Source organism: Desulfarculus baarsii DSM 2075, from assembly GCF_000143965.1.
In the GTDB taxonomy this organism is placed as follows: Bacteria; Desulfobacterota; Desulfarculia; order Desulfarculales; family Desulfarculaceae; genus Desulfarculus; species Desulfarculus baarsii.
The window spans coordinates 812,502-826,527 of record NC_014365.1 but is presented as its reverse complement, the minus strand read 5'-3'; the positions used below and the strand labels follow the sequence as shown (position 1 = coordinate 826,527).

General features: G+C 65.8%; 14 protein-coding genes. 2 read left to right on the top strand and 12 right to left on the bottom strand.

Annotated features, from left to right (window positions below; all coding sequences use genetic code 11):
* Nucleotides 1–7: 7 nt before the first annotated feature.
* The 12 genes from spoVG to rnc all read right to left on the bottom strand — a co-directional run bounded on the left by spoVG (nt 8) and on the right by rnc (nt 12,025).
* Nucleotides 8–292: a septation regulator SpoVG gene (gene spoVG, locus DEBA_RS03635; RefSeq protein ID WP_013257553.1), complete on the bottom strand. Its 285-nt coding sequence runs from the start codon at nt 290–292 to the stop codon at nt 8–10.
* An 8-nt stretch (nt 293–300) separates the two neighbouring features.
* Nucleotides 301–1,164 carry a 4-(cytidine 5'-diphospho)-2-C-methyl-D-erythritol kinase gene (locus tag DEBA_RS03630; protein ID WP_013257552.1) on the bottom strand — a complete coding sequence of 288 codons (864 nt, stop codon included), beginning with the start codon at nt 1,162–1,164 and terminating at the stop codon, nt 301–303.
* Nucleotides 1,165–1,166: 2 nt separating this feature from the next.
* The gene (locus DEBA_RS03625) at nt 1,167–2,603 is read right to left on the bottom strand and encodes a DegQ family serine endoprotease (RefSeq protein WP_013257551.1); all 1,437 of its coding nucleotides are present in this window, start codon (nt 2,601–2,603) and stop codon (nt 1,167–1,169) included.
* 23 nt (nt 2,604–2,626) lie between these two features.
* Entirely contained in the window at nt 2,627–3,037 is a 411-nt protein-coding gene (locus tag DEBA_RS18560) for a DUF1844 domain-containing protein (protein ID WP_013257550.1), read from the bottom strand.
* A gap of 400 nt (nt 3,038–3,437) precedes the next feature.
* Nucleotides 3,438–4,388, bottom strand: coding sequence for a hydroxyacid dehydrogenase (locus tag DEBA_RS03615; RefSeq protein ID WP_013257549.1), 951 nt, complete (start codon nt 4,386–4,388; stop codon nt 3,438–3,440).
* Entirely contained in the window at nt 4,388–5,530 is a 1,143-nt protein-coding gene (locus tag DEBA_RS03610; RefSeq protein WP_013257548.1) for a pyridoxal-phosphate-dependent aminotransferase family protein, read from the bottom strand. Before DEBA_RS03610 ends, DEBA_RS03615 begins: the two co-directional genes overlap by 1 nt.
* Before the next feature lie 381 nt (nt 5,531–5,911).
* Complete coding sequence (locus tag DEBA_RS03605) at nt 5,912–7,171, bottom strand: hypothetical protein (RefSeq protein WP_013257547.1); 1,260 nt, start codon at nt 7,169–7,171, stop codon at nt 5,912–5,914.
* Nucleotides 7,172–7,519: 348 nt separating this feature from the next.
* Nucleotides 7,520–8,020: a hypothetical protein gene (locus tag DEBA_RS03600; RefSeq protein WP_013257546.1), complete on the bottom strand. Its 501-nt coding sequence runs from the start codon at nt 8,018–8,020 to the stop codon at nt 7,520–7,522.
* A gap of 77 nt (nt 8,021–8,097) precedes the next feature.
* Nucleotides 8,098–9,480 (bottom strand): sulfite exporter TauE/SafE family protein, encoded by a 1,383-nt coding sequence (locus tag DEBA_RS03595; RefSeq protein WP_013257545.1) that lies wholly within the window; start codon nt 9,478–9,480, stop codon nt 8,098–8,100.
* A 169-nt stretch (nt 9,481–9,649) separates the two neighbouring features.
* Nucleotides 9,650–10,321 carry a lipoyl(octanoyl) transferase LipB gene (gene lipB, locus DEBA_RS03590; RefSeq protein ID WP_013257544.1) on the bottom strand — a complete coding sequence of 224 codons (672 nt, stop codon included), beginning with the start codon at nt 10,319–10,321 and terminating at the stop codon, nt 9,650–9,652.
* Nucleotides 10,322–10,385: 64 nt separating this feature from the next.
* On the bottom strand, nt 10,386–11,276 hold the full coding sequence (era, locus tag DEBA_RS03585) for a GTPase Era (RefSeq protein ID WP_013257543.1): 891 nt from the start codon (nt 11,274–11,276) through the stop codon (nt 10,386–10,388).
* 35 nt (nt 11,277–11,311) lie between these two features.
* Nucleotides 11,312–12,025, bottom strand: coding sequence for a ribonuclease III (gene rnc, locus DEBA_RS03580; RefSeq protein WP_013257542.1), 714 nt, complete (start codon nt 12,023–12,025; stop codon nt 11,312–11,314).
* Between the two features lie 102 nt (nt 12,026–12,127).
* Between rnc and DEBA_RS03575 the strand changes: the two genes are divergently transcribed.
* Both DEBA_RS03575 and DEBA_RS03570 read left to right on the top strand, forming a co-directional pair.
* On the top strand, nt 12,128–13,243 hold the full coding sequence (locus DEBA_RS03575; protein WP_013257541.1) for a glycosyltransferase family 4 protein: 1,116 nt from the start codon (nt 12,128–12,130) through the stop codon (nt 13,241–13,243).
* Nucleotides 13,240–14,025, top strand: a complete 786-nt coding sequence (locus tag DEBA_RS03570; RefSeq protein ID WP_013257540.1) for a polysaccharide deacetylase family protein — start codon at nt 13,240–13,242, stop codon at nt 14,023–14,025. The genes DEBA_RS03575 and DEBA_RS03570 overlap by 4 nt, the downstream gene beginning before the upstream one ends.
* Nucleotide 14,026 lies beyond the last annotated feature (1 nt).

Below are 14,026 nucleotides of genomic sequence, written 5' to 3'. Positions count from 1 at the left end.
TGTACCGTTAACTCGCCATGCCCGCCACGTCTGGGCCCTCTTCCAGCACGCGATTATACTCGTCGAGCACCCTTTGCTCGATCATCCGTCGGGTTTCGCTATTCAAGGGATGAGCGATGTCCTGATAAGAACCGTCCTTGCGCTTCTTGCTGGGCATGGCCACGAATAGCCCCTTGTTCCCATGGATGACCTTGATGTCGCGCACCAGAAAACAATGGTCGAAAGTCAAGGTGGCGTATGCCTTGAGCCTATCTTCTTCGACCGGGAAAACCCTGACTTCGGTCACATCCATGCAGCCCCCTAACAGCAGCAGCCTTCACAGGCGTCAACACCACGGCAGGCCTCCACCCACCACTGACCGCGAGCCGCCAGGTTGTGCGCTGCTTTTGTCGCGGACCCCTCGTCGGCGAATACGCCGAAAATGGACGGCCCGCTGCCGGACATGAGCGCCCCGACGGCCCCGGCTTCCGCCAGTGCCCGTTTGACGTCGACCAACTGTGGATAAGCAGTCAACGTCACACCTTCTAGGTCGTTGACTAGAATATCACACAGCGCATGCCCAGCGCACGGTAGGCAAATAATTTTATTGCAGTTATTTTGGCTTGTCCACGATAAATCGAATTGCTTGTAAACCCAAGCGGTTGGCACGGCGAAGCCGGGGTTGACCACTACATAATGCAACAGTGGAAACACCGGCAAAGGATGGACGATTTCGCCCACGCCGCTGCAAAGGGCCGTCTGCCCGGCCAGAAAAAAGGCCACGTCAGCGCCCAGGCCGGCGGCCAGCGCGACCAAACGGGCCGGATCCAGCGCCCCGCCGTGCAGGGCGTTGAGCGCCAAAAGAACCGCCGCCGCGTCGGAGGAGCCGCCACCCAACCCCGCGGCCACGGGGATGCGCTTTTTCAGGCCCAGCCTGACCCCAGGCGGCGCGCCCAGGGCGGCGAAGTAGGCCTCCGCCGCCCTGGTCATCAGATTATTCTCGATCAGGCGTTCGTCGTCGCAAGCCAGCGCCACGCCGCCGGCCCTCAGTTCCACCGAAACCTCGTCGGCCAGGCTCAGCGGCTGCATCAACGTCAGCAGCTCGTGGTAGCCGTCGGCGCGCCGGCCGATGATGCGCAAGCTAAGGTTCACCTTGGCCGGCGCGGCCAACGTCAGCTTGGCCACGGCTACTCCTTGGGCGCCTTGATCACCGTGTAGAGGCTGCGGCCCTCGCGCTGATAAAGCACCAGCAGGCCGTCGCCGGGCTTGAGGCCATCCACCAACCCTTGGAAATCCTTCAGTGTCTCGACGGCCTTGCGGTCGGCCTCGACGATGACGTCACCCTTGCGCAGACCGGCCTCGGCGGCCGGGCCGCCCTCGCGCGCGCCGGTGACCACCAGGCCCTTGCTGGCGCCCACGCCCAGTTGCTGGGCCAGATCGGGCGTCAGCTCCTGTAGGCTCAGGCCTAGTTTGTCCTCGGACTGCCGCTGGGGCGCTTGCGCCTGGGCCTCGCCGTCCTTGAGTTCGCCGACGGTGATCTCCAGGTCTTTTTCATCGCCGCCGCGCATCACGGTCATTTCCACTTCCTGGCCCACGGGCGTATCGGCCACCATCGCCGGCAGTTCGTGCCAGTCGTTGACCTCGCGGCCGTTGAAGCGCACGATCACGTCGCCGGGCTTGACCCCGCCCTCGGCGGCCGGCCCGTCGGCGATGACCTCGGCCACCAACGCCCCGCCGGGCTTTTTCAGGCCGAATTGCTGGGCCAGCTCGGGCGTCACCGGCTGGAAGTACACGCCCAGATAACCACGCACGACCCGTCCCTTTTCGCGCAGTTGGCCCACGATCTTCTTGGCCAGGTTGACCGGAATGGCGAAACCGATGCCCTGGCCCTGGGCGGCGATGGCCGTGTTGACGCCCACCACCGCCCCGCCCAGGTCGATCAGCGGCCCGCCCGAGTTGCCGGGGTTGATGCTGGCGTCGGTCTGCAAAAAGTCGTCGTAGGGCCCCGCGCCGATGTCGCGGCCCTTGGCGCTGATGATGCCGGCGGTGACGGTGTGCTCCAGGCCAAAGGGGTTGCCCACGGCCAAGACCCAATCGCCCACGCGCAGCTTGTCCGAATCGCCCAGGGGCAGCACGGGCAGGTTCTTCTCGCCGTCGATCTTGATCAGGGCCAGGTCGGTCTTGGCGTCACGGCCGATGATCTTGGCCGGCAGCTCCTTTTCACCCTTCAGGCGCACGACGATTTCGTCGGCGTCGTCGATGACGTGGTTGTTGGTCAGGACGTAGCCCTCGGGGTCGATGATCACGCCCGAACCCAGCGAGCGCTCCTTGAACTCGCGGGGCTGGTCGCCGCCACCGCCCGGCCCGCGAAAGAAGCGCTCGAAAAGCTCCTCGGGGCTGGGGTGGCCCTGGCCGCGCTCGCGGCCGAACAGGCCCATCAGCGGCCGGCCCGTGACAGTCTTGACGATGCGGATGTTGACCACCGCCGGCGAGACCCGCTCGGCCAAATCGGCGAAGCTGGGCAGTTGAGGTCCGGCCTCGGCGGCCTGGGCCAGGCGCGGCGGCCCGATCAGGACCAGGGCCAGGGCCCAGCAAAGGGCCAGGGTTACGGCGCGTTTTTGCATGGCTATGAACTCCCCTCGCGCCCTCAGCGGCACAATTGCACGTAGGCCAGGCGCAGGTCGGTGAGGATGTTGTCCAGCAGCCGGCGCTCGTCGTCGCTGAGGTTGCCGGCGGTTTTTTCTTTTAGCATGCCCAGGGTGTCGATGGAGTGCCGCGCCAAAACCAGATCGGGCTCGGCCTCCCCCTGACCGTCGGGCTGGGGCATGGCCCCCATGTGGGTCATGGCCGCCGTGGCCAGCGAAAGCACCAGGCCGGAAAACTCCACCGGCGGCATCTGGCAGTGTTTGGCGCCGGCCTTTCGTTCCTGGCAGGCCGGATCGTCGGCCGCCGCCGCGGGTTGCGCCTGGTCGTCGCCGTCTTCGGCCGCCCGCGCGTTGCCTTGGTCGTCGAAGGGCCGGCGATCGACCACGGTGAATCCCTTTTCGTCCGCACTCATGAAAACCCCCTGAATATTATTGACCTTACCCCCGCCCGAGCCGGATGGTTTCCACCAATATGAGGCTGCTGCACGATGAAACATAACAAATGTTGTAAAAACAGATAGTAACCTGTGAAACATGAATTCCGTCGTGTAGCAGCCGAAGCGCGCCATGGACGGCGCGCCAAATCGCGAGCCTGATTAGGCAAGCGATTTGCGAGGGTTGGCAAAACCGCGCTTTTGCCAAGCCGATGCTGCACGGGGCAGGATGCCCCCGTGCAGCACTCTCAATATAAGTCCGCGCCGGGCCGATGGCAAGGCCGGCCGAGCCAAAGAAAAAACGGCGGCGCGACGGAATGACGTCCGTCGCGCCGCCGTCATGGCGTCTGGTGATGTGGCGGCGCGCGGCCGCCCGAGCTTATTTGGCCGGCGCGTTGACCGCGAACTCGGCCGGGCCGCCCTTGAGGAAGCGGCTCATCTGGTTGGCCACGGCCACGGCCACGTTCTCCTGGGCCTCGTAGGTGTTGGCGCCCAGGTGGGGCGTGCAGACCACGTCGTCGGCGTAGAGCAGGCGGCTGTTGGCCGGCAGGGGCTCGACCTCGAAGACGTCCAGGGCCGCGCCGGCCAGCTTGCCCTGCTCCAACGCCGCGCAGAGGTCTTCCTCGACGACGATGCCGCCGCGGGCGCAGTTGATCAGAATGGCCCCGTCCTTCATCTTGGCGAAGGTGGCGGCGTTGAACAGGCCGGCGGTCTGCTTGGTCTTGGGCACGTGGATGGAGACGTAGTCGGAGCGGGCCAGCAGGTCGTCGAAGCTGACCGGCTCGGCCCCGCGGGCCTTGATCGCCTCGGCGTCCATGAACGGGTCGAAGCCCAGCACGCTCATCTTGCAGCCGGTGGCCAGCTCGGCCAGGATGCGGCCGATGTTGCCCAGGCCGATGATGCCCAGGGTCTTGCCCTTGAGCTCACGGCCGCGTAGCTGTTTTTTCTCCCACTTGCCCTGCTTGACGCCCGCGTTGCCCCGGCCGATGTGCCGGCTGACGGCGAAGATATGGCCCATGGCCAGCTCGGCGGCGGCGTTGGAGTTCTGGCCGGGGGTGTTCATGACTATGACGCCCTTGGCCGTGCAGGCGGGGATGTCGACGTTATCCAGGCCGGTGCCGGCCCGGCCGACCACCTTGAGGCTGTCGGCGGCGGCCAGCAGTTCGGCGGTGACCTTGGTGGCGCTACGGATCACCAGGCCGTCGACGCCGGCCATGGCCGCCTTGAGGGCCTCGGGGTCCAGACCAGTCTTGACCTCGACCTCGAAGCCTTCGTTCTTGAAAATCTCCACGCCCTTTTCGTGCAGCGGGTCGGAAACCAGAATCTTCATTAGATCGCCTCCCCAAAGACCTTCTGGGCCGCGGCCACGCCAGCGCCCATTTCAAACTTGTAGCCAAGGCCGGCCAGGGCCATCTCGATGGCGCTGATGCCCTGGAGGGTGTCGAACTCGCTGATATGACCCATGTGAGCCACGCGGAAGATCTTGCCCTTGGCTTGATCCTGGCCGCCGGCGATGAAGATGCCGTATTTTTCCTTGAGCCACTTGACCACGGCCTGGGCGTCGACGCCGGCCGGGGCCTCCACGGCGGTCAGGGCTTGGCTGGGGCACTCCTTGGAGTAGAGCGTCAGGCCCAGGGCGGCCATGGCGGCCTTGAAGGCCTTGGACTTGAGCCCGGTCTCGGCAAAGATGTTTTGCATGCCAAGCTCATCGATATAGTCGAAGATATCCAGAAGGCCCATGAACAGCGTCACCGGCGAGGTGAAAGCGCCCTTGTTCTGGGTCTGGTTCTTGAGCTCCTTGGCCCACGAGAAATAGAACTTGGGCAGCTTGGAGCTTTCCATGAGCTTGAGGGCCTTGGGGCCGATGGAGACAAAACCCAGCCCCGGCGGCAGCATCATGGCCTTTTGCGAGCCGCTGATCACCACGTCCAGGCCCCATTTGTCCACGGGGATGTCGTAGGCCAGCAGGGCGCTGACGGCGTCGACGACCAGCACGGCGTCGGTCTTGGCGGTGACCTTGGCCAACTCCTCGATGGGGTGGGCCACGCCGGTGGAGGTCTCCAGGGCCTGGACGTAGACGGCCTTGATGCTCGGGTCGTCGGCCAGCAGCTTGGCCACGTCGGCGGGCTTGACCGCCTGGCCCCAGGGCACGTCCAGGTTGACCGGCTGACAACCGTAGGCCTTGAGAATCTCGGTCCAGCGCTCGCCGAACTTGCCGCCGCGGATGGCGATGGCCTTATCGCCGGGCGAAAGCAGGTTGGCCACGCTGCTCTCCATGGCGCCGGTGCCGCTGGAGCAGAAGGTCAGAACCTCGTTTTCGGTCTGGAAAACCTTCTTCAGGCCCTGGCGCACCTTACCGAAGATCTCCAGGAAATCCGCCGAACGGTGGTGGATCAGGGGTTGGGCCATGGCCAACAGGGTGCGCGAAGGCACCGGCGTGGGGCCGGGAGCCAACAAAGAGACCTTTTTCATCAGAACGCTCCTTCGTGTCAAGCTGAGCTGCTGTGAGCGGTAGCTGTTTCGCATCGGGCCAGGGCGAGGAGGCCCCGGACGACATCCGCCGCCGGGCCGGCGGCGGTTGATTGCCAAAACACTGCCCGTGATCAACCCCCGCCGCGCCAAGGGCCGATGACGGGAAAAATCAAAACGCCCCCTCGTGGACGGACCAGCGGCCGCGGGTCACGGCCACGCTCGGACGGGCTTGCCAATTTCACGGCTAGAGAGTCGGTATAGCATAAAAATGAACGCTGTCAAGGGGCTTGTATACAGAATTCCGCCGCGCAAAAGGAAGGCCGGAGGGCTTGTTCAGCCCCCCGGCCTTCCCGGGGTGATTAGGCTAAGTGGTCGCTCTTCTTAGAAGACGAAGAGGAAGGCCACGCCGAACAGCCACTCGCTGCCGTAGTCGTTGCTCAGCGAGCTGCCATTGACCAACCGGCTGACGTTGTTCAGCGTGCTGCTCATGCGGTCGCCGTAGTTGTAGTAGGCGACTTCGGGCTGCACCGTGAAGTACTGGTTGATCTTGTAGTCGACTGCGCCCATCAAGGCCCAGCGCTGGTAGTTGTCGTCGGTGTAGCCGACCTTCTTCCAGTTGTCGTTGCTGGAGTCGACGTAACCGAAGGCGATCAGAGGCTTGATATTGTCGATGGTGTAGGACAGCTCGATGCTCGCGCCCAACTGCTTGGTGTCCTCGACCTTGCCGCCGAACCACACCGGGATCGCCTGGGGCTGGCCGCCCAGGGTGCCCGTGCTGGTCTGACCCCACTCGCAGTCGATGTTCTGGCCGTAGTAGATCTGGGCCTTGACGCCGAAGCCGGCGATCTCGTAGGTCATGGGCAACTGGGCGACCCAGTTGATCACGCTGTCGTCACGACCGGAGCTGACGCCGTCGTAACGCACCTGGGAGACCGAGAAGCCGGGGATGGCCATGAAGCCGCCCAGACGCAGGGCGTAGGCCAGGTCCACGCGCGGCCAGCTGAAGTAGGCCTGCGAGGAGCCGATCTGGCTGGTGCCATAGAGCAGGCTCTCGGTGCCGACAATCTGCTCGGCGTCGGCCTGGGCCAGGGCGATGGAGAACAGGCCCACCGGCGAGGTGTACTCGAAACGCACCTGGGGCAGACGGCCGCTGTACAGGTAGCCCCAACGCAGGAAGAGGATCTTGCCCGAGTTGGAGGTGCCCAGCAGCGAGCCGGGAGCGGCGAACAGCGAACCGAACACGCCGTCGGTGTGACCGGCGGTCAGCTTGCAGTTGCCCATCTTCCACCAGCCGTAGGCGTAGCGGAGGAGGACCTGCTCGTTCTGCGATTCCTTGGACAGGATGGCGAACTCGGCGTGGGCGCCGGTGCTCTTGTCACCGCTCGTCCACTTGGCGCCCCAGTAGCTGTTGGCGTTGACGTTGACGAAGTTGGTGGTGTAGCTGTCGCGCTTTTTGCCCTTCATGGTCAGACCATACTGGTTGGTCGCCAGCTCTTCGCTTTTGTGCTGGTAACCAAAGTCGGTCCACAAACGGCCGATGACCGTGAAGCTGGAGCCGGGCGCCTCGGCCTGGGCCCAAGCCGGCGCGGACATGGCCACCAGGACCACCACCGCCGCCAGGATAGCGAAGTATTTCCTCATTACCGCTTTTCTCCTTTCCCTCATTGCATTGGCTGGGCAAATGAATCTCCCCGAAGGACCAACTTCCGAGGGTCGATTGCACTTGCCCGATCCGTAAGTCTCCCTGGCTCACCCCGAATTGATCAGCCAACCAAGGACGACTTTATTTGATTTCCAGATTCGTCAACGCTTCATCGCGCTTACGCACGCCGAGCGCGATGATCTCCCACCGAAACTTTCGTACTTCAAGCTAGCAACCCGGCCTTCGCGGTGTCAAGACCAAATATCACGGGTTTGTCAGTTTCTTTTCACGCAAAAGCCGTTGCAACGCCGCGGTTTTTCCAGCGCCGCCATCGGCCGGCCCAGGGGCTAGCGCCGCTTGGTCCAAAGCTTTTTCGCCACCGCCAACAAAAGGCGGCACGGCAGATAGCACAGCAAAAACCCGGCGATGTAGTTGTCTGTGAACAAAGGCACCGCCAGCGCCACGCCCTCGAAGCGCGCACCCAACCAGCCCAGGGCCATGAAGGCCGGCCACAACGAGCCCGCGCCCATGGCGACCTGCAAAAAAAAGGCCTTGCCCACCGCCTCGTTGCCCAGGCGGTTGATCCCCCGCCAGGCCGCCTTGTCCGACTGGCGCAGGGCGTTGATGGAGGCCTGGTGCATCCTGGTCACTTCGTCGTTGGCCGCCGTGACTCGCCGCCGGTTGACCCGACGGCCCACGGCCATGGTCAGTTCGCCCAACAGCGTGGCCCAGATCGCCAAAAGCGAGGTGCCCAGCCACCAGCCGGCCATGGCCCCGGCCGGCCAGCGATAGGGCCCGATCAGAAAGGCGTCCAGCCAGGCCCATAGCCACTGAAAAATTTCGGGCATCGCCCCTCACCACGCAAAAACGCCGGGCCGGCGCGGCGGCCGACCCGGCGTGATGATCATCACTCACGCCGCGCGCATCAGAACGGCGGCAACGACATCCCAAACAAGCCCTTGAGCGTATAGCCCAAGCCCACGTAGAAGGCCAGCACAATGAAGATCAGGCGCAAGACCTTGTCGGAGATGAACTTGGACGTGGCCGGCCCGACCATCGAGCCAATGAACACGCCCACCAACTCCGCGCCGATCAAGCCCCATTCAACCACCACGCCCTTGCCGAACATATAGCTGAAAATACTGACGATCATGCCAACAAGCACCACCAGGCTGCTGGTGCCGGCCACCAAAAACATCGGCAGCCCCGCCAGGGTGGTCAAAAACGGCACGTAAAGGAAACCGCCGCCCACGCCCAGGAACGACGACAGCGCCGCGATCACCGCGCCGCCCAGCATCGGCAGCCAGGCCTTGAAGCCAAACTCCACGCCGAAGAACGTGAAGCGCACCTTGCCCACGAAAACCGTCAGCAGCCCGCCCACGCAGGCCAAGGCCGTGCAGGCCCAGAACCAGACGTCGGTCCAGGGCGCCACGCCCTTGCCCGGGCCCATGAACTTGTAGATGACGGCGCTGGCCAAAACCACCAGCATGGCCACCATCATCAACGGCCAACTGCCCTCGACGACCTTGACGCCCTGCTCGGTGGTGTCGCCGCCCTCGGCCACTTTCTTTTCGAAAGCGCTGGCCGCCTCCTTGGCCTTTTTCTGGCGCGCCTGGCCCTTGGCCGTCAGGTCACGCAGCAGCAGCACGCCCAGCAGCAGCACGCACAGGCCGAAGTAACCCACGTAGTCCTTCAGGCTGACCCGGCCCGCCGTGGCCGCCGGAATCAGCCACGAGCCGCCCACCGCGCCCACGGCCATGCAGATGCCCAGCGGGGCCACCAGCCGGCCCATGCGGTAGTACTTGAACGAGCCGATCAGCGCCGAAAGGCCAGCCAGCCACTGGTTGGACACGCGGATCGAATCGGTGACCATGGCGTTGACCGGCGCGCCCTTGCCAAACTTGGAGGCGTATTCGCCAAAGCCAAAGATGGTGATGTGGCCCACGCCGGCCATGATGCCGCCGAAAGCGCCCACCGTCGAGAAGATCCAGCCCACCCAGACGGCCCACAGCAGCGCCCAGATCCAGCTCACCGACGGCGCGCCGGGGATGCCCAGATAGCCGGGCTCGGCCCCGGGCGTGACGGCCTGCTTGAATTTCTCGGCCGTGGCCGGATCGGCCAGGCTCTTGTCGATGGCCTCGCGCACGTGCGTGGACATGCCCTCGCTGTAATAGCCAGCGTCGCCAGCCGGCGCGGCCGCCGCCTGGGCCGCCGGCTGGGCGGCCTGCTCCTGGGCCAGAACCGCCGGTGACAGCCAAAGCAGGGTCGCCGCCAACAGCGCGATCATCGGGACCAGCTTCGTCCTCATGCCTTCCTCCCAAAAAAATCAGCCCGGCCGCCGGAAAATCGCCACCGCGCGGCCGATGGTTATATGTTCACAAACTTTCTAGCACAGCCCGCGCGGGGTGTCCAGCCGGCCGACAGGCCAATTAGCTCGTGAAAACCAGCATTAGCGTGTGACGCGCCGGCGGCGGGGCTTAATCGTGGGCACCCAGCGAGCCCGCGGCCAGCGCCAACTGCCGGCAAAGCGCCGCGAAGAGGCGATCGTGGACCTCGGTCACGCTCACCGGCCGGCCCAGTTCCTGGCAAAGGCTGGTGGACTCGGCCGAAAGCCCGCAGGCCTCGATCAGCCGATAGTGGCCCAGATCGGGACAGACGTTGAAGGCCAGGCCGTGCATGCTCACCCGCTGGGGGATGGCCAGGCCCACGGCGGCGATCTTGCGGCCATGGGTCCACACGCCGGGGCGTTCGTCGTCCCAGGCCGCCGTCAGGCCGTATTCGGCCGTGACCTGACAGATGGCCCCGGCCACCGCCTCCACCAGCGCCCGCACGCCCATGCGCCGCGCCCGCAGGTCGATCACCGGATAGATCACCGCCTGGCCCGGGCCGTGGTAGGTCACGTCGCCGCCGCGCTCGACGTGATAGACCGAAAAGCCCTGCCGGGCCAGTTCCTCGTCGTCCAGCAGGATATGCTCGCGGCCGCCGCGTTTGCCCAGGGTGAAGACCTTGGGGTGCTCGACGCAGATGATGGCGTCGGCCACCTGCCCCGCCGCCCGGGCGGCGTGGCGCTGACGCATGGCCTCCAGGGCGCGCAGATAGTCGCGCACGCCCCAGTCCAGGCGTTCTATATTATTATCGTTATCGTTCATTCGCCGGTTCCGTGCATCTGGCGGCCCGTAGCGCCCCGGTCGCTCCAACGCCGGGGCCGCCGCCCTATTCCTCGTAACCCAGTTTGCGCAGGCCATGGGCCTGGCTGGACCATTTTGGCTCGACCCGCACGAACAAGTCCAGATAGACTTTTTGGCCCAGCATCGTCTCGATGTCCAGCCGGGCCGACGCGCCGATCTTTTTCAGCATGCCGCCGCCCTTGCCGATCAGAATGCCCTTTTGCCCCTGGCGCTCCACGTGGATGGTGGCGGTGATGGCCACCACGCCGCGCTGGTTTTGCGGCTCGATGAATTCGTCGATGGTCACCGCCGTGCTGTAGGGCAGCTCTTGGTTGGTCAGGGCGAAGACCTTTTCGCGGATCAGCTCCGAGACCAAAAAACGCTCGCTGAGGTCGGTGATCATGTCTTCGGGAAAGATGGCCGGGCCCTGGGGCAGCAGCCCGGCCAGCTCGCGCAGCACCGCCGCCGCGCCGTCGCCCTTGGCCGCGCTCAGGGGCACGATGGCCGCCCACTCGGCCCAGCCGGCCACGCGCTCGAGCATGGGCAGCAGCGCGGCCTTGTCGCGCACCAGGTCGATCTTGTTCAGGGCCACCACCACCGGCTTTTTGGCCTCGGCCAGCATGCCGGCCACGCGCTGGCCCTCGGCCAGGCCCTTGGCCGAGGCCTCGACCATGAACAGCACCGCCTCCACGTCTTGCAGGGCGGCCATGGCCGTGCGCACCATCAGCTTGTTGAGGGCGCGCATGGGCTTGTGCAGGCCGGGGGTGTCCAGAAAAACTATCTGTGACTCCTCGCGGTTGCACACGCCCAACAGACGATGGCGCGTGGTCTGGGGCTTGTCGCTGGTGATGGCCAGCTTGAAGCCCAGCACATGGTTCAGAAACGTGCTTTTGCCCGCGTTGGGCGGGCCCACGATGGCCACGAAACCGCTATTCATTGATCATCCTTGGAAAAATTTCGGCGCGCCGCCTGTCAGCGAAAATCGTCGGCGTTCCAATTGGTCAGGCCCCGCCGGGCCGCGTTCTGTTCGGCCTCTTTTTTGGATTTTCCCGCGCCCATGGCCAATTGGCGATCGTTTATCTCGATGCTGACCGAAAACGTCTTGTCGTGATCGGGGCCGCTTTCGTCGATGGTGCGATAGCGCGGCGTCAGGCGCAGATCCTCCTGCACGCGCTCCTGGAGCATGGTCTTGTAGTCGCGGCGCGGGGCCCGGTCGATGACGCGCTCATCCAGCGGGCCCAGCAGCGCCAGCACGCAGTCGCGCGCCGCCTCCAGGCCGCCGTCGAGATACACCGCCGCCAGAACGGCCTCCAGCGCGTCGGCCAGGATCGACGTCTTTTCCTGGCCGCCCTGGCCTTGCTCGCCCTTGCCCAGCAAGATGCAGGGGCCCAGGTCGATCTGGCGGGCGGCCTCGGCCAGGCGCGCCTCGTTGACCACGCTGGAGCGGGCCCGGCTGAGCTGGCCCTCGCTGGCCTGATCGAAGCGCAGGAAAAGCTCCTGGGTCACCACCAGCTCCAGCACGGCGTCGCCCAGAAACTCCAGGCGCTCGTTGCTGGGGCCGCGCTGGGGGTTTTCGTGGACAAACGACGAATGCCGCAAGGCCTCGTCCAGGGCGGTCCAATCGGAAAAACCATGACCCACTTGGTCGGCCAGTTGTTTGAGCATATCCAACCGTGTTTGATCCATGCCATCGTCTCCGGGGCCAAAGTATCATCATCGACGGCCGGCGTGTCAATGTTTGGCTTGGCGGCCTTGACGCGATTGCGCGCCTGGCGTAATTAGTGAAGGATGGATAAGCTGCGCATCATACATACCGAATGGTCCAACGGCTGGGGCGGTCAGGAGATTCGCGTTTTGAGCGAATGCCTGGGCATGGCCGGCCGCGGGCACTGGGTCGGCCTGGCCGGCTGCCCCGAGGGCAAGCTGGGCCAACGGGCCCGCGAGGCCGGGCTGGCGTTTTTTCCCCTGGCCATGGCCGGGCCCTGGGACGCACGGGCCATGCTGGGCCTGGGCCGGCTGCTGGCCGCGCAACGGGTCGACGTGCTGCACACCCACTCGTCGGTCGATTCGTGGGTCGGCGGACTGGTCGCCCGGCTGCGCGGCGTGGTTTGCCTGCGCACCAGGCACCTGAGCGTGCCGGTGAACACCAATCCCCTCAACGTGGTCTACCGCCTGCCCCAGGCCGTGATCACCACCGGCGAGAGCATCCGCCGCCACCTGATCGACGACTACGGCCTGGCCGCCGAGCGGGTCGTCTCCATCCCCACCGGCGTGGACACCGCCCGCTTCGCGCCCCGACCGCCCGAGGCGGCCCTGGCCGCCGAACTGGGCCTGGACCTGGCCCGGCCGGTGGTGGCCATCGTGGCGGTGCTGCGCAGTTGGAAACGCCACGATCTGTTTTGCCAGATGGCGGCCAGCCTGAAAGGCTCCCGGCCCGACGTTCAATTTTTGATCGTCGGCGACGGACCCGGCTGGCAACGCGTCAACGGCTATCTGGACGACATGGGCCTGCGCGGCGCGGTGATCATGACCGGCCACCGCGCCGATGTCGAGCGCATCCTGCCGCTGTGCACGGTCTGCGTGCTGTGCAGCGACGCCGCCGAGGGCGTGCCCCAGGCCGTGTTGCAGCAAATGGCCGCCGAGCGCGCCGTGGCCGCATCCGACGCCGGCGACGTGGGCCAGGTGGTCATCGATGGTCAGACCGGCCTGCTCTACCCCGCCGGCGACCTGGCCGCCCTGGAGCGGGCCGTCGGCCGCCTGCTGGGCGACGCCGAGCTGCGCCAGCGCCTGGGCCGGGCCGGCCGCCAGTTGGTGCAACAGCGCCACTCGATGGAGCGCATGCTCGACCAGACCGAAGCGATCTACGCCAAGGCCCTGGCCTGGCGCGCCGGAGCACGGCCATGATCGGCTGGCTGACGGCCGGCCTGGGCCTGGCCGCGGCGGCCGGGCTCTCGGCCCGTTACAACTGGTGGCGGCCCCGGCGGCCGGGCCTGCCGGTGCTGATGTATCATCACGTCACCGACGAGTTGAACAACACGCCGCTGCCCAAGCTGCGCGTGACCACCAAGGCCTTCGCCGCCCAGCTCGATCTGCTGCGGGCCAAGGGCTATCAAACCGTCAGCCTGGCCCAAGCCATGGCCCCCGACGCGCCGGCCAACGGCGTGGTGCTCAGCTTCGACGACGGCTACGAGGATTTTTACAGCCAGGCCTGGCCGCTGCTGCGCCAGCGCGGCATGAGCGCCACGGTCTTTCTGGTGGCCGGGGCCATTGGCGGCGATAATTTCTGGGATCGGCCCAAGGGCGAGCCCCGCGAGCCGCTGATGGACGCCGCGCGCATTCGCGAGCTGGCCGCCGCCGGCGTGGAGTTCGGCGGCCACGGCTTCGGCCACGTGGCCATGGCCGGCCTGAGCCAGGCCGATCTGGCCCGCGAGACCATCGGCTGCCAAGAGGCCCTTGGCGCCATCTTGGGCCAGCCCTGCCGCGTCTTCAGCTACCCCTATGGCCTTTATGACGCCCCGGCCGCCCGGGCCGTGGGCCAGGCCGGCTTCACGGTGGCCTGCACCACCCGGCCGGGCATGCTGGGGCCGGGGGTGGACCCGCTGGCCGCGCCGCGCATCATCGTCAAGCGCTCCGATAATCTTCTGGACCTGCGCCTCAAGCTCACCCGCGGCCAGAGCAGGCTTTAGG